At 40.5% G+C, this 21,118-nt stretch carries 19 protein-coding genes and 1 tRNA gene; 10 read left to right on the top strand and 10 right to left on the bottom strand.

From position 1 onward, the window contains the following. The first annotated feature begins 11 nt into the window (after window positions 1-11). The 4 genes from NOS7107_RS07910 (at window position 12) to NOS7107_RS07895 (ending at window position 3,639) form a co-directional block, all read left to right on the top strand. Window positions 12-908 (top strand): ABC transporter permease, encoded by an 897-nt coding sequence (locus NOS7107_RS07910; RefSeq protein ID WP_015112453.1) that lies wholly within the window; start codon window positions 12-14, stop codon window positions 906-908. Window positions 909-1,031: 123 nt separating this feature from the next. Further along, window positions 1,032-1,232: a hypothetical protein gene (locus tag NOS7107_RS07905; protein WP_015112452.1), complete on the top strand. Its 201-nt coding sequence runs from the start codon at window positions 1,032-1,034 to the stop codon at window positions 1,230-1,232. Between the two features lie 16 nt (window positions 1,233-1,248). Beyond that, on the top strand, window positions 1,249-2,694 hold the full coding sequence (locus NOS7107_RS07900; protein ID WP_015112451.1) for a tetratricopeptide repeat protein: 1,446 nt from the start codon (window positions 1,249-1,251) through the stop codon (window positions 2,692-2,694). A 48-nt stretch (window positions 2,695-2,742) separates the two neighbouring features. Beyond that, on the top strand, window positions 2,743-3,639 hold the full coding sequence (locus NOS7107_RS07895; protein WP_015112450.1) for an ROK family protein: 897 nt from the start codon (window positions 2,743-2,745) through the stop codon (window positions 3,637-3,639). Here the strand turns inward: NOS7107_RS07895 and NOS7107_RS07890 are convergent. Continuing rightward, a complete protein-coding gene (locus NOS7107_RS07890) occupies window positions 3,610-4,746 on the bottom strand; it encodes a glycosyltransferase family 9 protein (protein WP_015112449.1) in 1,137 nt (378 codons plus the stop codon). The two genes, NOS7107_RS07895 and NOS7107_RS07890, sit on opposite strands and share 30 nt — an antisense overlap. A gap of 238 nt (window positions 4,747-4,984) precedes the next feature. Between NOS7107_RS07890 and NOS7107_RS07885 the strand changes: the two genes are divergently transcribed. From NOS7107_RS07885 to NOS7107_RS07880, 3 genes are all read left to right on the top strand, one after another. Next, window positions 4,985-5,713 (top strand): MIP/aquaporin family protein, encoded by a 729-nt coding sequence (locus tag NOS7107_RS07885; protein ID WP_015112448.1) that lies wholly within the window; start codon window positions 4,985-4,987, stop codon window positions 5,711-5,713. A 139-nt stretch (window positions 5,714-5,852) separates the two neighbouring features. After that, window positions 5,853-6,029 carry a hypothetical protein gene (locus NOS7107_RS28960; RefSeq protein ID WP_015112447.1) on the top strand — a complete coding sequence of 59 codons (177 nt, stop codon included), beginning with the start codon at window positions 5,853-5,855 and terminating at the stop codon, window positions 6,027-6,029. Next, complete coding sequence (locus NOS7107_RS07880; RefSeq protein WP_015112446.1) at window positions 6,019-6,381, top strand: type II toxin-antitoxin system PemK/MazF family toxin; 363 nt, start codon at window positions 6,019-6,021, stop codon at window positions 6,379-6,381. The genes NOS7107_RS28960 and NOS7107_RS07880 overlap by 11 nt, the downstream gene beginning before the upstream one ends. 268 nt (window positions 6,382-6,649) lie before the next feature. Here the strand turns inward: NOS7107_RS07880 and NOS7107_RS07875 are convergent, their stop codons facing one another. The 5 genes from NOS7107_RS07875 to NOS7107_RS07855 form a co-directional block, all read right to left on the bottom strand. Continuing rightward, entirely contained in the window at window positions 6,650-8,377 is a 1,728-nt protein-coding gene (locus NOS7107_RS07875; protein ID WP_015112445.1) for a succinate dehydrogenase/fumarate reductase flavoprotein subunit, read from the bottom strand. A gap of 133 nt (window positions 8,378-8,510) precedes the next feature. Next, a complete protein-coding gene (locus tag NOS7107_RS07870) occupies window positions 8,511-8,834 on the bottom strand; it encodes a hypothetical protein (RefSeq protein ID WP_015112444.1) in 324 nt (107 codons plus the stop codon). Window positions 8,835-9,110: 276 nt separating this feature from the next. Then, entirely contained in the window at window positions 9,111-10,223 is a 1,113-nt protein-coding gene (locus NOS7107_RS07865; RefSeq protein ID WP_253274532.1) for a site-specific integrase, read from the bottom strand. 216 nt (window positions 10,224-10,439) lie between these two features. Continuing rightward, window positions 10,440-10,512: transfer RNA gene (locus NOS7107_RS07860), tRNA-Phe, on the bottom strand. A gap of 79 nt (window positions 10,513-10,591) precedes the next feature. Then, window positions 10,592-11,434 (bottom strand): metal ABC transporter permease, encoded by an 843-nt coding sequence (locus NOS7107_RS07855; protein ID WP_015112442.1) that lies wholly within the window; start codon window positions 11,432-11,434, stop codon window positions 10,592-10,594. 272 nt (window positions 11,435-11,706) lie between these two features. Between NOS7107_RS07855 and NOS7107_RS07850 the strand changes: the two genes are divergently transcribed. Further along, complete coding sequence (locus NOS7107_RS07850; protein ID WP_015112441.1) at window positions 11,707-13,038, top strand: GTPase family protein; 1,332 nt, start codon at window positions 11,707-11,709, stop codon at window positions 13,036-13,038. Here the strand turns inward: NOS7107_RS07850 and NOS7107_RS07845 are convergent. Continuing rightward, window positions 13,035-14,051 carry an LD-carboxypeptidase gene (locus NOS7107_RS07845; RefSeq protein WP_157374202.1) on the bottom strand — a complete coding sequence of 339 codons (1,017 nt, stop codon included), beginning with the start codon at window positions 14,049-14,051 and terminating at the stop codon, window positions 13,035-13,037. The two genes, NOS7107_RS07850 and NOS7107_RS07845, sit on opposite strands and share 4 nt — an antisense overlap. 79 nt (window positions 14,052-14,130) lie before the next feature. Beyond that, complete coding sequence (locus NOS7107_RS07840) at window positions 14,131-14,517, bottom strand: nuclear transport factor 2 family protein (RefSeq protein WP_015112439.1); 387 nt, start codon at window positions 14,515-14,517, stop codon at window positions 14,131-14,133. Window positions 14,518-14,706: 189 nt separating this feature from the next. On the opposite strand from NOS7107_RS07840, the gene NOS7107_RS07835 reads away from it, so the two are divergent. Both NOS7107_RS07835 and NOS7107_RS07830 read left to right on the top strand, forming a co-directional pair. After that, window positions 14,707-16,932 (top strand): CHASE2 domain-containing serine/threonine-protein kinase, encoded by a 2,226-nt coding sequence (locus tag NOS7107_RS07835; RefSeq protein WP_015112438.1) that lies wholly within the window; start codon window positions 14,707-14,709, stop codon window positions 16,930-16,932. Between the two features lie 199 nt (window positions 16,933-17,131). After that, window positions 17,132-18,169, top strand: a complete 1,038-nt coding sequence (locus tag NOS7107_RS07830; protein WP_015112437.1) for a VOC family protein — start codon at window positions 17,132-17,134, stop codon at window positions 18,167-18,169. 77 nt (window positions 18,170-18,246) lie between these two features. Here the strand turns inward: NOS7107_RS07830 and NOS7107_RS07825 are convergent, their stop codons facing one another. Both NOS7107_RS07825 and NOS7107_RS07820 read right to left on the bottom strand, forming a co-directional pair. Beyond that, window positions 18,247-19,017 carry a class I SAM-dependent methyltransferase gene (locus tag NOS7107_RS07825; RefSeq protein WP_015112436.1) on the bottom strand — a complete coding sequence of 257 codons (771 nt, stop codon included), beginning with the start codon at window positions 19,015-19,017 and terminating at the stop codon, window positions 18,247-18,249. A gap of 145 nt (window positions 19,018-19,162) precedes the next feature. Beyond that, window positions 19,163-21,067, bottom strand: coding sequence for an ATP-binding protein (locus NOS7107_RS07820; RefSeq protein WP_253274531.1), 1,905 nt, complete (start codon window positions 21,065-21,067; stop codon window positions 19,163-19,165). Window positions 21,068-21,118: the final 51 nt, after the last annotated feature.

The raw sequence follows: 21,118 nt of genomic DNA, 5'->3' as shown, positions 1-21,118 counted from the left end.
GGCGATCGCACATGGCCATAACAAAACGTCAGCTGCCAACATTTTTACGGTTTGCTAAAAGTTCTAACCTTTCTCAAAAGTTAATGATTATTGGGTTAGCCATCACCTTGTTTTTTATCTTTTTGGCATTTTTTGCCCCTGTATTGCAGGCTTGGGGATGGCTGCAAAACCCCAAAGATTTTCTGGCTAACCCCATTCAAGAAGCACCATCAGCTAAACATTGGTTTGGTACTAGCCGCTTGGGTCATGATGTCTTCTCCCGTACCTTATTTGGCGCTCAAGCTGCGTTGCAAGTAGTGATTTTAGCCACAGCGCTGAGTATGATTATTGGTGTGCCATTGGGGATGGTGAGTGGTTATCTTGGCGGCAAATTAGATAAAGTGTTGCTGTTCCTCATGGATAGCATCTACACCTTACCAGGATTATTACTTTCTGTAACTTTGGCTTTTGTTGTTGGGCGAGGCATATTTAATGCCGCGATCGCAATTAGTATTGCTTACATCCCCCAATATTATCGGGTGGTTCGCAACCATACCGTGAGCGTGAAAACAGAAGTATTCATTGAAGCCGCCCAAGCAATGGGCGCTTCAACTTGGATTGTGCTGTCTCGCTATTTATTTTTCAACGTCATTCAAAGCGTACCTGTATTATTTACTCTCAACGCCGCCGATGCAATTTTGGTGTTGGGCGGTTTAGGCTTTTTGGGTCTGGGATTACCCGAAGAAGTTCCCGAATGGGGACATGATTTAAAACAGGCTCTCGAAGCACTCCCCACAGGTGTTTGGTGGACAACCTTGTTTCCTGGTTTAGCAATGACATTCATGGTGGTAGGGTTATCCCTACTTGGTGAGGGGTTAAACGAATTTGTCAATCCCCGTTTGCGGGGAGAAAATGGGATTCGGAAATAGTCAACTGAAGTATGAAGTCTGAAATATGGATTTTTCAGGTTTCCTCTTCCTCTGTTGGTCAAATTTAATTGCTTTTGACCATTGACGCTTAACTAAATTTGTAATTTTTACTGAGAGATTTGTGTGAAAGATAACCTTTCTTTAATTGCTGCCGCTGCTGGTGGGTTTATGCTATCTATGGCTTTGACTGGTATTCTGCGTGGTACACCAGTTATGGCTTTGCAAGGGCAATCACAGGCGAATAATTACCCAGTTGTGAATTTGCAGGTTGCTTCTGCGCGTTCTGATGAAAAAGTTGATTACAACTTAAAAGAACATAAGTAAGCTGTAGCTGTAAGTAATGAATAGTATTTCTGACAGTTTAGCGATCGCCTTCCAACATCAACAAGCGGGTCGCTCATTCCAGGCTGAACAAATATATTTGCAAATTCTCCAAGAACAACCAAATCAGGTTGATGCTTTGTATTTATCGGGTACACTTGCCCATCAGTTAGGTGAAACAGCAAAAGCGATCGCTTTTTACCGCCAAGCTTTGGCAATTAATCCAGCTTTGGCCTCAGTTCACAGCAATCTCGGTATTGCTTTGAAACAGCAGGGTTTATGGAAAGAAGCGATTCAACATTATCAGGAAGCGATCGCACTACAGCCAAACTCTGCCCAATTCCATTACAACTTGGGTCTAGTTTTTCAACAACTAGGTAACTTAGAGTCCGCCAAAGATTCCTATCGCCAAGCGACTATTCTTCAGCCAAATTATCCCTTAGCCTACAATAACTTAGGTCTAGTGCTGCTCCAAATAGGAGAGGTTGAAGCAGCTATTACCTGCTATAAAACAGCAATTGAATTACAGCCAGATTTTGCCGAAGCCCACCAGAATTTAGCAGAAGCACTATTATTAAGCGGAGATTTTGACCTTGGCTTTGCAGCTTATGAATGGCGCTGGCGAATGTTTCCACCTGAACAACTACCCAACTTTGCCACACCGCAGTGGGATGGTTCTCCCTTAGATGGTAAAACTATCTTGCTGTATGCAGAACAAGGTCTAGGTGATACATTTCAGTTTATTCGCTATGCTGACTTAGTGAGCGATCGCGGTGGTCGAGTTATACTGGCTTGTCTACCTGCTCAAGTGGAATTACTCAAAACTGTTCCTGGCATAGAACAAGTGTTTGCTCTGGATGAAGAATTACCCCAGTTCCATACTCAAGCACCCTTGATGAGCTTACCCTATCTATTGGGGACAAATGTGGAAACGATTCCGGCGAAAATACCTTATATATTTCCACCGCAATCTGACAACTTTCAGTTAGCAGCCTCACCAGAAACTAAACTCAAAGTCGGCATTGTTTGGGCGGGTAATCCTGGGAACCGCAATGACAGTAAACGCACTTGTGGACTACAGCCATTTTTACCATTGTTCAAAATACCAGCAGTCGAGTTTTACAGCCTTCAAGTAGGTAAAAATTCTCAAGACTTAGCACAACTACCCGCCGATATTAAAATTCAGGATTTGAGCAGTTATTTGCATAATTTTAGTGATACAGCTGCGGCGATCGCGCAATTAGATTTAGTCTTAACAATAGATACTTCAGTTGCCCACTTAGCCGGCGCACTGGGTAAACCAACCTGGGTTGTTCTGCCCTTTATTCCTGATTGGCGATGGTTATTGCAGCGAGAAGATAGCCCTTGGTATCCGACAATGCGACTGTTTCGCCAAGAATCTTTGGGTGATTGGGCTGGAGTATTTGCCAAGGTAGGGCAGGAAATTCTGAAGTATGAAGTGTAAAATATAAAGTTTTAGACTTCTTACTTGCTCTGTTTTGGATGTGCAATTGTGGATCAACCGGAAGTAATTGGGATTGATATTGGGGGAACAGCGATTAAGTTGGGGCGGTTTAGCGAAGATGGTGCGTGCTTAAAATGCTTAACTGTGGCGACTCCCCAACCAGCGACACCAGAAGCCGTTTTAGAGGTGATAGTAGATGCGATCGCCCAAATTGACCCTGATAATCAAACTATAGCTATTGGTGTGGGTATGCCAGGTCCTGCGGATGCGTCTGGACGTATTGCCAAAATCGCAATTAACTTACCTGGATGGCTAGATGTGCCTTTAGCTGAATGGTTAGAAATTAAAACAGGCAAACCCACGGTTATTGCTAACGATGCTAACTGTGCGGGAGTGGGAGAAGCTTGGTTAGGTGCGGGGCGCAACTTGCAAAATTTTATTCTGTTGACCTTGGGGACAGGTGTTGGTGGCGCAATTATCCTTGATGGTAAGCTGTTTATGGGGCATCAAGGAGCCGCTGGAGAATTAGGTTTAATTAGCTTCAACCCTGAAGGGCCGATGTGTAATAGTGGCAATCAAGGTTCTTTAGAGCAGTATGCTTCAATTATTGCTATTCGTCGCCGCACAGGAAAAGAACCTGACCAATTGGGTGCTTTAGCCCAAGCTGGAGATACTGAGGCTTTAGCCTTTTGGCAAGAATATGGCAGAGATTTAGGTATTGGTTTAGTTAGTTTAATTTATGTTTTAACACCACAAGCGATCGTCATTGGTGGCGGGGTTAGTGCTAGTTTTGAATTTTTCTTACCAGCAGCCAAGGTAGAAATTGAGCGGCGAGTTATGTATACTTCCCGCACAGAGTTACAAATTTTGCCAGCCCAATTGGGTAATTCTGCGGGAATGGTAGGTGCTGCCAAATTAGCATGGCAAAAAATTGCTGCTGAGTAAAAGACCTTGAAGTTGATGAATCACTGACTCAGGAGAAAGATATGCCATACAAGGATGATTATCTAATAAACACTCTTTATTTTTAAAAGAATTCTCCTGACATAACGTACATTTAAAATCTGAAATAGTTAGTTTTACGTGTGATTGCCGAGATGCCCAAAGTCTTATAGGACTTGCACCATCACCATCAGCATCATTCCCAAAAACTGCCAATGTTGGGCAACCTACAGCCGCCGCAATATGCAGAGGGCCGGAATCTACAGAAATACATACTTTTGTGCGGCGAAAAGCACCTGCTAGTTCAATTAAAGAAGTCTTTCCTCGCAGATCAATAATACTTGTTGTCTCCAACAAATATTCTTCAGTATGACCAGCATTATACAAAGTTTGCTGCTCTTGGGGATGGCTACCAATTAAGCCAATTGTTAATCCTTGAGATTCGCACCAGTTGATAACTTGTTGCCAATAATATACAGACCACATTTTTGCCGGACGTGTGGCTGTCACATGAATCAATACATCAGGCACTAAAAAATGAGGTTCTTGATTGGGTAATTCCAGTTTATAAAAATCAGTTTCTATATATGCAACTCGACAGAATATTTCGCTGATATAGTTGCTTTGTAATATATCTTGATGTCTTTGCAAAAACTCTCGGCTATTCCAATCTTTATCTAGTAATATTTTGTGTATTGGATGCTCTGCTACTTTTAGTTTGTCTCGGAAATCTAAAGATAAAGCAACGCCAGCAATATACGTAGGACGGATAGCACTAATCATTACTAAATTGATTTCGCTAAATCCATCACAATTAATTGCTAAATCATAAATTCCGGCGAGTTGTTGACGTTGATTTACTGCTTGTGATAAGGCATCTAAAAAATCTAGTCGCTGTGTATAAAGTGAAAAACGCCAATCAATATAGGGACAATGAATTTCAAAATCTTTGGTAGTCTCACTGCCAAAAAAATCTAGTGTGCAATCAGGATATTTCTCTTTTAGCCCTCTTAATAGCGGTGTGGTAACAACAAAGTTTCCTACTTTAGTAGAAGAAAACACAGCAATATGAGGTTTAGCTCGTAGAGATTGATTTGTGAAAATCTGCATCTCGTGGATACTGGCTCAATTTATACCAAGAATAAATTTTTCTCCAACACCTTGGCAGTTGTTTGAGAGATTGTCAAGAGTCAGGAAATGCCTTCCTCAAAACGACATATAGCGTTTCTTGTTTGAGTGAGGTATATTTCATTGAAGCTAGAGGCTAGTAAGAGCCTACATATTCAATCTTGCTTGACATATCAAGTTTTCTTGAAATATTATTACCAACGAATGAGCTTTTTTTAAAATGTCAGGTGCAAATGTTCTCAGCAAAAAACTCTACTCAGGTTTACCAAAATTGCTGGCGCATTGCTGGCGAGAAGCTTTAGCGGAAGCAATAGGAACCTTTATTTTGGTATTTGCCGGTACTGGTGCAGTCATGGTGAACAGCATCAGTCAAAATGCTTTGACACATCTGGGTATTAGTTTTGTGTTTGGTGCGGTGGTGGCGGCGTTAATTTATGCGTTGGGACATTTAAGCGGCGCACATTTCAACCCAGCGGTGACACTGGCTTTTTGGACGAGTGGTTTTTTGCCTAAACGGCGAGTGTTGCCTTATATTTTGGCACAGTTAGGAGGCGCGATCGCCGCCTCAGTTTTACTAGTAATTAGTTTAGGAAAAGTCGGAAATTTAGGTGCAACTTTACCGTTGAATGGTAATTGGTTGCAGTCTTTAGTATTAGAGTTTGTTCTAACTTTTATTCTGATGTTGATGATTTTCGGTTCAGGACTAGATAGACGCGCACATATTGGTTTTGCGGGGTTAGCAATTGGTTTAACTGTAGGGGTAGAAGCCGCATTTATGGGGCCAATTACTGGTGCAAGTATGAATCCGGCGCGTTCCTTTGCGCCAGCATTTGTCGGCGGAATTTGGCAACATCACTGGGTTTATTGGATAGCACCAATTTTAGGAGCGCAACTAGCAGTAGTAGTTTATCGGCAACTTTCCAATAACTTTCAAGATTGTCAGAAGTAAAGGTGAGGAATAAATTCTTACCAATCTCTTGTATATCTTTATTGTGATTGTGTTTTGTGCAGGTGCGATCGCGGCAAATAATATTGCTGATAACTTAATATGAGACTATAAGCCATAATCATCGCTGTGAGAATTTGTCATGGATGCTTTAGTGCAAAAACTGGACATAAAATTACGACAATGGCAACCTGATATTGCTGAACAGGTGCGACAATCGGTTTTAGAAATTATTGAATTAGCCGACCAAGACGCACTAGATATTTTACGCTCTAGAGTTGTTGAACAACAAGTATTGGACTTGATTGATGAACCCTAAACCCGGTGAAGTATGGCTAGTTGATTTGGGACTTGCAGCAAAAATGCGCCCTGTTGTGATTGTGTCTCGTTACGACACTAGTCCACCCCGTGCTTTGGTTATTTATGTACCTATAACTACTCAGAATCGAGGTAGCTTCTATGAAGTAGCTTTACCTAAACTTTCATTCCTCCAACAAAACTCTATTGCTAACGTACAAGGTCTGGGTTCAACTCCTATTGTGAGACTTGAGCGTAAATTAGGTGAATTGCCACAAGAAATTTTAATCAAAATTAAACAATCTCTGATTTTTGTATTAGATTTGGAGGTTGATAATCAGGATAAAGTACCTCAAGCAGAAGATAATTTTTAGAAAAATTGTAGGTTTGGTTGATCTAAAGAAACCAACAAAGTATTTGATTCATAAAGAATTAGGTTCTAGTTAATGCTTAATAGAGGTGGACAATATTAGGACTTACGCAAAAAACCTCTCAAACTCTCATTTCTCTGTGTCGCGCCAGTTGCTTCAAGTCGGCAAAGCCGCCCAACGCACTGGCTTCTCTGCGTCTCTGTGGTTCGTTATTCCGTAACTCGTGCGTAAGTCCTAAATATGTTGAAAATCACCTCGATTTGCCGTTTACTTAATACTTCCTCTCTTTTGGCTCAAACATATTAATCACAACGGGGCGATATTGAATATCAATACCTGCGGGTGAATAGTAAGCCATTGTATGTCTGAGGAAATTGACATCATCTCGCTGGGGAAAGTCTTCGCGAAAGTGTGCGCCGCGGCTTTCTTGGCGATTGAGGGCGGATGCTAGAATGGTTTGCCCAACTACCATTAAGCTTCGCAGTTCTAAAGCTTCTACAAGTTCGGTATTCCAACAACTACCTTTGTCGTCTAAGAAAACTTGAGAATATTTTTGCTGGATTTCGGTAATTTTTTCCCAACCTTCACTCATTAATTCTTGAGTGCGGAAAACGCCGCAGAATTCGGTCATGGTATCTTGAAAAGCTTGACGGACTTGGTTAATGCGATACTGTCCTGGCTGTTCTAGTAAGGCTTGAATTTCTTGCTGGGCTTCTTTGATGTAACGCTGTTCTTCAATAGTAGGTAATTTACGTTGCTGCACATATTGAGCGATCGCCGCCCCAGTTCGTTTACCATAGACTACACATTCTAATAAAGAATTACTACCTAAACGATTTGCACCGTGAACGGAAACACAAGAGGTTTCTCCAGCCGCAAAGAAACCTTCAACGAAACTATTATCACTACTGCGGACTTGACCATCAGTATTCACAGGTATACCACCCATACAATAATGAATTGTCGGGCGGACTGGCATTGGTTGAGTCACTGCATCAACACCGACTAAGCGGTGGGCTTCTTCCCAACAAAAGGGAACGCGACTCATAATTTTTTCTTTACCCAAATGGCGCAAGTCCAGATAAACAAAGGGGCCGCCAGCGCTACCATCCAGATTCACACCACGCCCAGCGCGAATTTCGTAAGAGATCGCTCTTGAGGTAATATCACGAGGAGCTAGTTCCATCCGGCTAGGTGCATAAGTCGCCATAAAGCGATCGCCCTCACTATTAATTAAATACGCCCCTTCCCCTCGGACTGCTTCGGAAATCAGCACTCCCACTGGATACAAGCCTGTGGGGTGGAATTGGACAAACTCCATATCTTGTAGAGGTAAACCGGCGATCGCAGTCATCGCCAAACCATCGCCAGTGGAAGCGTAATCATTAGAAGTGGTGTTATAAACGCGACCATAACCACCTGTGGCAAACATTACCGCTTTTGCCCTAACTACCTCAATCTGCCCATTTAATAAGTGATACATCACCACACCCTTCGCCTGACCTTCTTCTAAAATCAGGCGCATTACGTACCACTCTTGATAAATCTGCACACCGTAACGCCGCAAATTATTTACCAATTCGTGGAGAATGGCGTGACCAGTTTTATCAGCCGCGTAGCAAGTGCGATTGTGAGAATGTCCTCCAAAAGCCCGCTGTGCAATGCGTCCATCGGGTAAACGCGAAAACAAAACACCCAGATGTTCGAGGTCAATTACCACATCTGGCGCTTCTTGGGCGAGAATTGCTACCGCATCTTGGTCTGCTAAATAGTCAGAACCTTTAACAGTATCAAAAGCGTGTGCTTCCCAAGAATCTTCCGAATCAACATTTTTCAACGATGCAGCCATCCCACCCTGGGCTGCAACTGAGTGAGAACGAATAGGATGAGTTTTAGCCACTACAGCAACATTTAAACTGGGGTCAATGCGGGCAATTTCCACCGCCGCACGGCATCCTGCTAATCCTCCCCCGACAATAATTACATCATGTTCCAGCATAAACTAGCCCCCGACTGCATAAAGCTGCTGTTCCATTGTAGAGATGCGATTCACAAAAAAATTCCCCGTCTGCTGACAGGGAAGTTAATTAATGCAAAATTAACCATTATTAAAATCTACTACTCCCTACCATTCAACTAGTCGCTTGGATAGGTCTTTGCTGGGAGATATTTCCCGGTATAGGTTCAGTCTTTGTCTTAGTTCCCGCTTCTATAGCAACTAGTTCAATATGATTTAACAATGTAGTTACAAAAGCAAACAATAAGAAGGGCAGCGATAGCAGAACAATTAGACCTACGGTTGCTAAAGCATATACTGGTCTTTTTGCACCCATCAGCGCCAAAGCCGATGCCAAGCTGAGTGTAATTGTAATTAGCCAAACAATAATTTGACCATAAATATCTCCAAAGGTCAGGGTGCAGACAAACCTATAGTTTTTTATATCATTCATGTTCATTACAGTTGCCTCAAGTCTCTCCTATAGGTTCTACCTTAGAACCATGTTTGCCTACAAAACAATTTCTAAATATTTTTGCAATGTTTGTAATATCACTTCACAATTTGATTTTTTTATTACAAATTTTTGATGTAGGTAGGGGTAATAAACTGGCATACAAGTATTTATCCGAACTTGATATTATTGATATAAGAAGACAAATATTCTACATAGCCGTGTTTTTGTTCGATGTAAACTACTTCTACTTCAATCGATTTTTCGGTTATAAGCTAATTTTTATAAAAGTTCAGGTGGTCTTAAATTTGTAAAGTTAGTAGCACCGTAGTGATTGTCAATCATCTTAGCGGAGGTTCCAGTCCATCTCCCAATCGCAGTGCTATTGATATGTGACTCGACACAAAAGCTGATAAATGTATGTCGTGTCTGGTAGCTTTTACGATACGGAATGCCGCATTTGGCTAAAATTGCTTTCCATGCACGATTAGAAAAGTTATGATGGTCGATAAATTTTCCTTTTGGGCTGGTAAAAATTAATGCTTCAGGTAATGGTTCTTCTGGCTTAAGGTCATCTAAGATCGCTTTTAATTCTGAATTGATTGGAAAATCGCGCTTTCTTTGAGTTTTTAGCCCTTCTTTCAAGACCAAGCCGTCTTCTGAAACAACAACCGATTCCCGAAACTGAATAACACTGTTAGTAATGTGTTTCCACTTCAAAGCAATTGCCTCAGATGGCCTGCATCCAGTGAAAAATAAGAAGCGTACATAATCAGTGTAATGACTGTAGTAGCGATCGCTTGCAAAAGTATGAATAATTAAATCTCTTTCTTCTTTAGTGAAAGGATTCACATCTTGTTCTTCAGTCGCACCTTTGGGTGCTTTGATTTTCATAGCAGCAAACGGGTTTGCGTCGATCAACCCTTCTTCCATTGCCCAATTGCAGCAAGCTTTGAACTGAGTTAAGCAACGCTTTGCAGCATCTGGAGTTAAGTTAGCTAAAAGATAATCTCGAATAGCGGATGCTTCATCTAGCGATCGCGTTGGTAACTTAGCGATATGATTTCGATGCTTGGCGAAATCTTTGGCGTAGGTACTAGGGCTGACTTGAGGCTTTTTGAACTCGCTGTATTTCTCCCACAACTCATCTAACTGTGGTTTTGGTTTTTGAATTGGTGTAACTGGTGTAACCGTACTTAGAGACGATGCAGGTTTGTACTTCGCTAAAGATTCGTCAAATCGCTCGTGTAAGATATCTTTCTCAATCTCTGCTGCTTTATATTCTGCCAGTTTCCAGTTAGCAGGAGTATTAAGCAATCCTGTAGACAAGTAATGGCGCTTACCACCATAGTGAAACCTCAACTGCAATCGATCATTAGAGTTAATGATTGACACAGATCCTTTATACCCTCGTCCCTTAGAAGTTTTTGAGTACATGTGTATTGATGGTGTAATTATCCTCTACTCTACACCATTTACACCACTTTTTGCTCTAAAGGTGTCCAATAATGTCGAAAATTTCTCTGAAATCTAGAACACTGTGTCCTCTATTTTCATGGTGTAGAAAGCAAAAACCCCTTAAAGCTCTAGGTTTTAAGGGGTTTTTCAAAATGCCAGGAACGAGACTTGAACTCGTGACACGAGGATTTTCAGTCCTCTGCTCTACCAACTGAGCTATCCCGGCGCGGGCTTTATTTTTGCGCCACGATTTATAAATTTAGCAAACAAAAAAGGATTCTGCAAGGGGTAATCAAAAAAATAAATTAGGCTGTTTTCCACCCTAGCTTGATTACAACAAACACAGTGATGAATAATAGAAACTGGACAAGCACAATACTAGGGCCAGAGGCGAGGTTGAAAATACCTGACACTAGAATGCCGATAATGCTGCTAGTTGAGCCGACTATCACAGACATCAACAGAAAACTGCTAAACTGCTGACTCATTAGTTTGGCTGTAGCCGCAGGTATCACCAAAAAGGCATTAACTAATAAAACTCCCACGGCTTTAATCGCCACAGCAACGGCTAGAGAAAGCAGTACTACAAAGGCGTAGCGATATAATTCCACAGGAATGCCTTGAACTTTAGCGACATCAGGATTCAGGGTGAGTAAAATTTGCTGGCGCAAAGTCGAGAATAAAAATATAGTGCCGCCTACAAGTATTAGCAGCGTTAAAGCCAAATCTGTGGTATCAATAGCGAGAATATCGCCAAAAAGCACAGCCATTAAGTTACCGCGATATCCCTGAATCAAGCTAGACATAATTACGCCGATCGCTAATGCACCAGAAAGAACTATACTCAGTACGCTATCGCTGCCTAAATCAGTTTTGTCTACAAAGTAAAGAACAATAACACCAAAAACTAAAGTAAAGGGCAACAACATCCAAGTCGGATTTAACTGTAGCAGCACACCCAAGGCTACCCCAACTAAAGCTGCATGACCAACGGCATGGCTAAAAAAGGACAATTGACGTAAAGTTACAAAGCACCCAAGTAAACCCCCAAGTATCCCCATTAACACAGCACCAATCAGCGCCCGTTGCATAAAGGGGAATTGTAGTAAACTCACCAAATCTTGACTACTGGTAATGGCTAATATCATGTCTAATTAAATATCGATAATTCATCTAGTAAGCAACAATTATCTTGGGTTCCATTTCGTTAGACCCAATCTACTAATTGATTTTGCATTTTTATTTCAGGACGTTTCAACAGGATACAGCAGTCTCTATCCCTAGGAATATGAAACTTTGTTGATTGGTAGATTAGGTGCAAGTTATGGGTTAGGTGACTGTGGAATCATCTAAAATGACAAGTGAGCATCTTAAGCGATCGCCCAAATAAAGTTTCAATCTATCTGCTGTTTTAATCACCATGACTGAGCAACCGAATACTGATTTGCCATCAGCAGATTCTCAATCTACCAATGAACCGCCTGGAGGTACAACAACTCAGTCGGCTAATAATGCTTGGCAAAATCGCCTTGCAGGTGTCTGGAAAAAAGCCACCACTAGCTTTATGCAGTTTTTACCTGTGGAGCAAGTATCGCAGACTGTGGTTGAATGGTATAGTATCAGCGAAGCTCAGATTGCAGAGATTTTAGAAGCTGTCCGTGCCGAATTGCCAACTACCGAAGCTTTGTTAATTGGTAAGCCCCAAGCTGGGAAAAGTTCGATTGTGCGCGGACTGACGGGAGTTTCGGCGGAAATTATCGGTCAAGGATTTCGCCCCCATACCCAGCACACCGAACGTTACGCCTATCCTTCAAATGATTTACCGTTGTTGATTTTTACCGATACGGTGGGACTGGGAGATGTCAATCAAGAGACTCAGGTAATTATTCAAGAGTTGCTTGGTGATTTGCAAAAATCTAGTCGTGGTGCGCGGGTGTTAATTCTCACCGTCAAGATTAATGATTTTGCAACTGACACGTTACGACAAATCGCCCACAAACTACGTCAGCAATATGCAGATATTCCCTGTTTGCTGGCGGTGACTTGCTTACATGAGGTGTATCCTCCCGATGCAGCAGATCATCCGGCTTATCCGCCAGATTACGCGGAAGTTCAACGCGCCTTTGCGGAAATTAAGCAAGCTTTTAGCGGATTATACGATCGCGCTGTGTTGATTGACTTCACCTTAGAAGAAGATGGCTACAATCCTGTATTTTATGGCTTAGAAGAGTTTCGAGATGGTTTAGCAGACTTGTTACCAGAAGCGGAAGCCCGCGCTATTAATCAGTTATTAGCCCAGGGAGTTGGTAAACAAATTGGTAATATCTACCGAGATGCAGGACGGCGGTATATGTTGACCTTTTCTGTGATGGCTGCAACCTTGGCGGCGATACCTTTACCCTTTGCAACCATGCCTGTGTTAACAGCATTGCAAGTATCGATGGTGGGAATGTTAGGTAAATTATACGGGCAAACTATCACACCATCGCAGGCAGGTGGTATTGTAAGTGCGATCGCTGGCGGATTTTTAGCCCAAGCAGTCGGGAGGGAGTTAGTTAAATTTATCCCAGGTTTTGGCAGTGCGATCGCCGCTTCTTGGGCGGCGGCTTATACTTGGTCTTTAGGGGAAGCTGCTTGTGTGTATTTTGGTGATGTTATGGGTGGGAAAAAACCTGATCCGCAAAAAATTCAATCTGTGATGCAAGCAGAGTTTCAAGCAGCGAAAGAACGGTTTAAGGGAATTAAGCGTTAATAAACAGCAGATTCCAACATTTTAATTGTTCCAGCATCAGCATCTATTTCAACATTTAAACCAATGGGTAAAGTAAATTTATCTTTGATATGCCCAATCATTGAACCATACCAAGCCGGAATTTTTAAGGGAATTAGATGGTCGCGTAATACTTGAGTTAATTTAAAAGATGGTTCATCGCCAACACTACAATCAGTACATCTGCCAAAGATAAAACCCGATATTTGATTGAGAATCCCAGCGTTTTTTAACTGAGTTAACATTCTGTCTATGCGATAAACATCTTCTCTGACATCTTCCACAAATAAAATACTTTTGTACCAAGCAGGTAAATAAGGTGAACCCACCATTGCAGCGAGAACTGATAAGTTACCACCGATGAGTTTACCTGTGGCTTTTCCTGATGCGATGGTCTCAAATTGGACATCTTCTGTTTGGAGATTTTGCATCGTCACTGCTTCACCATTAAATAAGATGCGCTTGGCGTAATTTGTTGTAAATTCATTCCAAGTAGATGTGGCATTTGCGCCATGAAAAGTAATGACTCGACTACGAGCATAAATTGCTAATACCAAAGCAGTGATATCGCTGAAGCCCATAATAATTTTGGGATGAGAGCGAATTTGGGCATAGTTGAGTAATGGTAAAATGCGGTTGCAACCCCAACCACCGCGCATAGTCATGATGGCTGTGACGGAATTATCTGCAAACATCGTGTTTATATCGTCAGCGCGGTTAGCATCTGTCCCAGCTAAATAACCGTACCTGTCTAAGAGATGGTTTCCTAATTTAATTTTTAAGCCTAATTGGGTGAGCGATCGCTTGGCGTTGGCTAAATCTTCAGCGTCAATGATACCAGCCGGCGAAACTAGTCCTACTGTGTCTCCTGGTTGTAATCTGGGTGGTTTGAGGATAGTATTCGGGGATAGTTTACCTTGAACTTGAGCCAAAGGTATCTGCGCTGCTAAAGTTGTCAAACCAAAAGTTGTAATAAATTTGCGTCGTTTCAAAATTGGAGTTGGGGAGTAGGGAGTATGAAAGAAACTTGATTATACTGGGTTCTTCATTTCAGACTTCATTTCCTACTTTTTCTTAACCGCGCAATTGCGCTACCAAGAGATTAGGGTTCCAATAAGCGCGGGTTGTCTGAATTTTGCCTTCTTTGTTAATCTCAAAAATTGTGATTCCCTCAAAGGTGACTGATTTACCTGTTTTACTAACTCCTTCCATTGTCCACTTGACGGCTGCTTCAGTACCAGCAACAAAAATATGTTCAGTTGTCGCAGCTAATTTTGTAAATACAGCTTGCAATTGCCCGATAAACTGGTGATAATCTTCCCGAATTTTGACTGGAGGTTCACCAACCGGGTCATAACTCACCGCATCTTCAGCAAAATTCTCTATCCAGCCTTCTGGATTCATTGCAGTAATGTTGGTAAAGTATGCAGCAATAACAGTTTCAATGGCGGTGCTTGGCATGACTGAGTTTTTTTAATGGAGGAACAACCGGATATAGATTATACAACCTATTATTTGCTGAACTCTAGCGATGGATTAAACAGCAACATTCAGCCAAGTAAGTTGCTAAATTAAATAAAGCAAAGAATAAAGTATAAAGTTTATCCTTCTGCCTTCTGCCTTCTGCCTCCTGCCTTCTACCGCAACTCTGTGATTAGTGGAATATTACAATATCTGCGAACTGCGTTAACCCAAAATCAAGATTATCGTGACACCTTGACCAAGATTCACTGGTGGCGAATCGTTGTGGTAACCAGTGTGGGGGTCACAACTTTGGTGTGGGGAATGCGAGAACTGAAATGGTTGCAACCTTGGGAGTTAAAAGCTTATGATCAGATATTGCGATCGCGTCCTTCAGAACCACCAGATCCTCGGCTTTTACTGGTTAAAATCACAGAAGAGGATTTGGCACAAGTCAAATGGCCTTTATCTGATGCCACAATCAATAAATTATTAACAAAACTTGAGTCTTATCAACCCCGTGTAATTGGTCTAAATCTCTACCGCCAAAATCAAACCAATCTTGCAGATGGTATTACTAATAAAAATAATATCATTACTACTTGTTTATTAAGCAGCAAAGATAGATCAGAAATTCCCCCGCCACCGAATTTTCCTGTAGCTAATATTAGCTATAACGATTTAATTCCTGATAATCAAGAAGACCAGATTGTGCGTCGGGGTTTGTTATTTGCCGAGCCTACTAATAGTCACAAATGTGCAACCCAATTTTCTTTTGCTGGTTTGATTGCTATTAGTTATTTAGAAAAACAAGGGATAAATGTAGATTTTACCGAAACACATAATTTTCATCTCGGTAAAATCACTTTTCCTACTCTTATACCTAATTCTGGTAGCTATATCGGTTTAGATGCCGCAGGGTATCAAATATTATTAAATTATCGTCATCCTCATCGCCTCGCACAAGAAGTTACCCTCACCCAAGTCCTGAACAATCAAGTTAACCCTAACTGGATCAAAGACAAGTTAGTAATTATTGGTACTACAGCCGCTAGTGTTCACCCTGGTGTGTATACGCCCTACAGTGCTTCCCCAGACCATCCAGCCAGAACAGCAACTGTATTTATTCATGCACAAATAGCTAGTCAAATTCTCAGTACAGTTTTAGATGGTAGACCGTTGATTTGGTATTGGACTGATTGGCTAGAATTATTATGGGTGTTGGGTTGGTCTTTACTGGGGAGCATTTTAGGTTGGCGGTTGCGACATCCTTTTATGCTGCTGGTTATGGGATGTTTAACTCTTGCTGGTTTAGTTGGAATTTGCGTTGGTTTATTTCTCTTAGCTGGCTGGATACCGCTAATTCCCCCAGCGATCGCATTTTTGTTTAGTAGTGTGGGGATGCTGGTTTATACAACTTACCACACACAACAGCAAACAAAATTAATTATTCAGCAAGTTGAACAACAACAAGAAGCGATCGCCCAATTAAATATTCTCTTAAAAGAAACTACCTCAGCCACAGAAGCTACGAAAATTTATGACCAACATACCCACTCTGCATCAATCATTATCCAACCAGAAAAAAGAACTGGTGATTTACTTTTAGGTGGACGCTACCACATTTCGAGAGTGCTTGGCGCTGGGGGATTTGGTCGCACTTATTTAGCACAAGATACTCAACGTCCTGGTAATCCAACTTGTGTTGTGAAACAATTAATGCCAGCACGTCGAGATACAAAATTTTTAGAAGTAGCCAGAAGATTATTTAATACAGAAGCCGAAATTTTAGAAGTCTTGGGGAAACATCCCCAAATCCCGGCGCTGCTGGCTTATTTTGAAGACCAACAAGAATTCTATTTAGTAGAAGAGTATATTCCTGGGCATACTTTACACGAAGAATTAGCACCTGGACACGGGGCAAAAAATGAAACTTTTGTAATTGAGATGCTCAAAGGTGTATTAGAAGTTTTAGCTTTTGTTCATGACCATCGAGTAATTCACAGAGACATTAAACCCCATAATATTATTAGAAGCAATCAAGATAATCGCTTAGTTTTAATTGATTTTGGTGCAGTTAAATTGATGCACCCACCCAGTAGTGAAAAAACAGAATTAGCCACAGTTGCTATTGGGACAAGGGGCTATGCACCACCAGAACAATTTGCCGGACATCCGCGCCTATCTAGTGATATTTATGCTTTGGGGATGATGGGGATTCAAGCAATGACTGGTATCTTACCCCAAGAATTACAACCAGATCCAGAGACAGGTAATATTATGTGGCGACACATAGTGCAAGTAAGTCCAGAACTGGGCATGATTTTAGATAAAATGGTGCGTTATCATTTTAGCGATCGCTATCAATCAGCCGCCGCCGTTCTCCAAGACTTAAATCAAATTAGCGATAGATAAACTCTGTCAGGACTTATGCACAGGCTACAAAAAATCGAACCACAGAGGCGCAGAGGTCACAGAGAAATCAGAGTTTGAGAGTTTTTGCGTAAGTCATCTCTGTATAACTCTCTGGGTGAGGCAAAAAATCTTGTTGTCCCACCTTATTTTTGAATTAATATTATTTGGTATATGCAAAATCTCTGCATTAAAATTCAGTATGACTCTAGGAAAAAAAACTAAAATTGCAGGTATTTATGAAGTATGTATTGGTGTTCCAGACCCAATTTTTGCGATACAATATTGGGAACAATTTGGTTATCGCATTGGGCAAGTTGGTCAATTACCTGCGGCAACAGCCCATCAATTATATGGAGTAAATTCTGGGTTACGTTCCATTCGCCTATATCATCAAAATGCAGATCATGGGTTAATTCGGTTGATGGTTTGGCAAAATCCCACTAATCAAGGGTTGGGGTTAGCATCAATGAAAACTAAGGGAAATCGTTGGGCTACTACCTTAACTTCTGATATTTTAACTATTTTAAATCACGCCGAAGAAGCTAAAATAGCTGGTTTTACGATTCGATATAGCATTCCCTACTGGGAAGTTATTTATCAAAAAGAACGCAAAAGCCGTCCTTTTATAGACCCAAGCGTAGGGGTGCGAGAAATGTTACTACTGCAACCTTTAGCGCGACAAGTTTTATTTCAAAGATTTGGTTACACAATACCCGATTACGGACATATTAACGCAGCATCTGTATTGAAAACAAGCCAATTTACTCATATTGGGATTGTCGTTCAAGATGACAGCAAAACTAGCCTGAAATTTTATGAGGACATTTTAGGTTTGTTGCGCGTGCGAGATGATGTTGAAACCAGCTATGAATCTTCACCAGCAGGACGAGATTTATTTGACCTCAAACCAGGGGAAAAATTTATCGTGACAACTTTTGATGATCCGCGTTCCTCTCAAACTGACATGATGGCGGCGCGGAGTGGCAGACTTTATGTAATTCGCTTCCCGGAGGCGATAAACGTAGAATCGCGGTTTGAAGCCGCACAACCAGGAAGTTTAGGGATGTCACTATATACTTATCGGGTGCAGGAAATCGAAGAATATGGCGATCGCATCAAGTCTAGTCAAGTGCTAAACTTTACTAACATTATCGAAAACGAGTTCCGAGAAAAAAGTTTCTCCTTCACTGCACCAGATGGCTATTTCTGGAATTTGGTAGAAACAGGTTTCAATTAGTACAGATATGCGTAAATAATATAGACTATCTGGAATTGCTAAAAGGCTTGTGGTACAACTATTCTTTCTTTTTACTTTTACCTTGTTGTACTAGCAACTGGTTTTTCAAACACCATCAAATGCTGCTGGGGTAATAAGTTTTTCGTCTCTCGCCAAACTAAACCAACAGCCTGCATTTCTTTCCGCACCTGGTTTTGCGTCATCTTGTGCAGACGTTTAATCATAATTAAGGGATTTTCCCCGCGATACTCCACCAGTACTACCCTACCTCCCGGTTTTAATGCTTTGACAAGTCCTTGCATCACTTCGTAAGGATATGCAAATTCATGATAAGCATCCACCATTAAAGCCAAGTCAACACTTGCATCAGGTAGGTTAGGGTTATTAATGGTTGCTAAAATTGGCTCAACATTAGTAATTTTTTTCTCTTGTTGAGAAACTTGAATAATCTCTAGCATTTCTGGCTGAATATCTACAGCCAGCACTTTTCCTTGAGGTAATAAAGGTGCAATCAAAAAACTCAAATAACCTGTACCAGCACCAATATCTGCAACGACATCATTTGGTTTTAAATCCAACACGCCGACTATCTTGCTGGGCTGTTCTTCTAACTCGCGGCTAGGACGTTCCAGCCAGCCTGCGCCTGTGTGTCCCATCACTTTGGCAATTTCTCGCCCCATATAATACTTACCAATACCATCGGGACTATGATTAACTCTTTGTTCGTAAATTCTCGTAGAGGCAATATTTGTCATTTCTGGTTTATTTGCAGTCAAAAACCAGAAACTTGCAACTATCAGAATAATCCCGATTAAAGGTAAAAAACTAAACTTACGAATTTGATTCATTGGTAACTAGTATTTGCTCACTAAAAAAATACTAGTACAGGTCGGTGTAAATAAACAGACCATCTGGAATTGCTAAAAGGCTTGTAGTATAAATATTATTTATTTTTCCTTTTTCCTTTTTCCTTTTGACTTTTCCCTTGTTGTACTAGCGAATTGGAATTGTAATCACAAATTCTGTACCCTTATCTGGTAGAGAAATACATTCTAATGATCCACGATGCTTTTCTGTAACTATCTGGTAACTAATTGATAAGCCTAACCCAGTTCCTTTACCAACTGGTTTAGTAGTAAAAAAGGGATCAAACAAACGACTTTGTACTTTTTGGGGAATTCCTGTCCCATTATCAGCAATATGAATGCAGATATTTTCATTTTCACATTCAGAAGAAATGCGAATTATTGGCTGTTGACAGAGATTTTTTTCCCACGCTTCATCTAAAGCATCAATGGCATTTGCCAAGATATTCATAAATACTTGATTTAATTGCCCCGCAAAACATTTAATATGCGGCATTTCACAATATTCTTTAATTACTTGAATTTCTGGGCGACGAGCTTGGGCTTTAAGGCGATGTCGCAAAATTAACAAAGTACTATCTATGCCATCATGCACATTAGCCGTTTTAAATTCAGCTTCATCTAAACGTGAAAAAATTCGCAGAGAAAGAACAATTTGATGAATGCGTTCCGCACCTACTTTCATGGAAGTCAAGATTTTAGGCAAGTCTTGGATAATATATTCAATCTCAACTTCTTTCATGACATCTTGAATACTAGGCGCTGGATCAGGGTAGTTTTGTTGATAAAGTTGGACTAGTTGCAGTATATCTTTCACATAATTTTCAGCATGTTCAACATTACCATAGATAAAAGTCACCGGATTATTAATTTCATGGGCAACCCCAGCAACTAATTGTCCTAAAGAAGACATCTTCTCAGTTTGAATGAGTTGAGATTGAGTTTGCTGAAGCGTATTTAATGTATTTTTTAAATCAAGATTTTTTTGCTCAATTTCTTGTGTACGCTCCTTAATTTTCTGCTCTAAATTTTGGCTGTATATTTGTAATTTTTCTTTTGCCTGATACTGTTCTACTAATAGTTGTTTTACTTGGTAAATTAACTGATTTAAAGCAATAGCTAGAACACCAACTTCATCTTCGGTAGTGACAGGCGCTTGTAAGTCAAAATTGGCATCTTTTGTCACTTTTTTGGCAATCTGGGTCACAGCTTGCAAAGGGCGTGTAATCTTTCTGCCCACTAAATATCCCATGAGTGTAACAATACTTCCGCCTAATAAAAACAAAAGTTCTAGCCGTAGCCAAAGTAAAGATTGAGTTTTTTCTAATTGCAATATTGGATAAAGTACGGTTGTAATTAAAGACTGACTTGCTCCTTTAAATATGATACTTTTAGCGAAATATTCTTGTTGTTGAATTGATGTTTTGATGGTAGACAAATTAGGCGAAGGAGGCTGCCATTTTGTTTGTTTAATTTCTGGTAGTGTTGATGCAATAATTGTGTCTTTTTTCGTCGTAACTATGTTTTTGGAGGAACCAACGGCAATTTGTTCTAAAAATGACTCATCTACTAAATTACCCATAATGATTCCACCTACAATTTTTATAGAAGATTTTATTGCTTGAATCACTACTTGTAAAACTTGTGGACTGTTTTCTACACCAATAAAATCAATCAAGCTACCTCCACTACTAGAAATATTAGTAATAGATTTATCAATTAATTTAGATGTAATTAAACTAGCTTTTCTTGTATCTAGTAAAGTGTTCCCATCAACATTAACTACTTTTATCCAATCTAAATTTAAAGTAGTTCTAATAGGTAATAAATATTGTAGCAGTTTTTGTTTATCTTGCTGTTCAATTGCTAAGGTAATTGTCTCACGCCCAGCAATCAAATTCACTTGTGTTTCCAAATCTTCCTGTTCATGCAGAAAATCTTGGTAAACTCTTTCTGCAAAACTCGCAACTTCTCGGCGAATGTTCTGCTCAAGATTATTAGTAAACCAATGTCCAATGATAGATAAACACAATATAAATATGCTCAAAAATACAGCTAGAAATGAGAAAACTATCTTCTGACT

The organism is Nostoc sp. PCC 7107, assembly GCF_000316625.1.
GTDB lineage: Bacteria > Cyanobacteriota > Cyanobacteriia > Cyanobacteriales > Nostocaceae > Nostoc_B.
The sequence above is the reverse complement of the archived record's forward strand: the minus strand, read 5'-3'. Positions and strand labels throughout refer to the sequence as shown.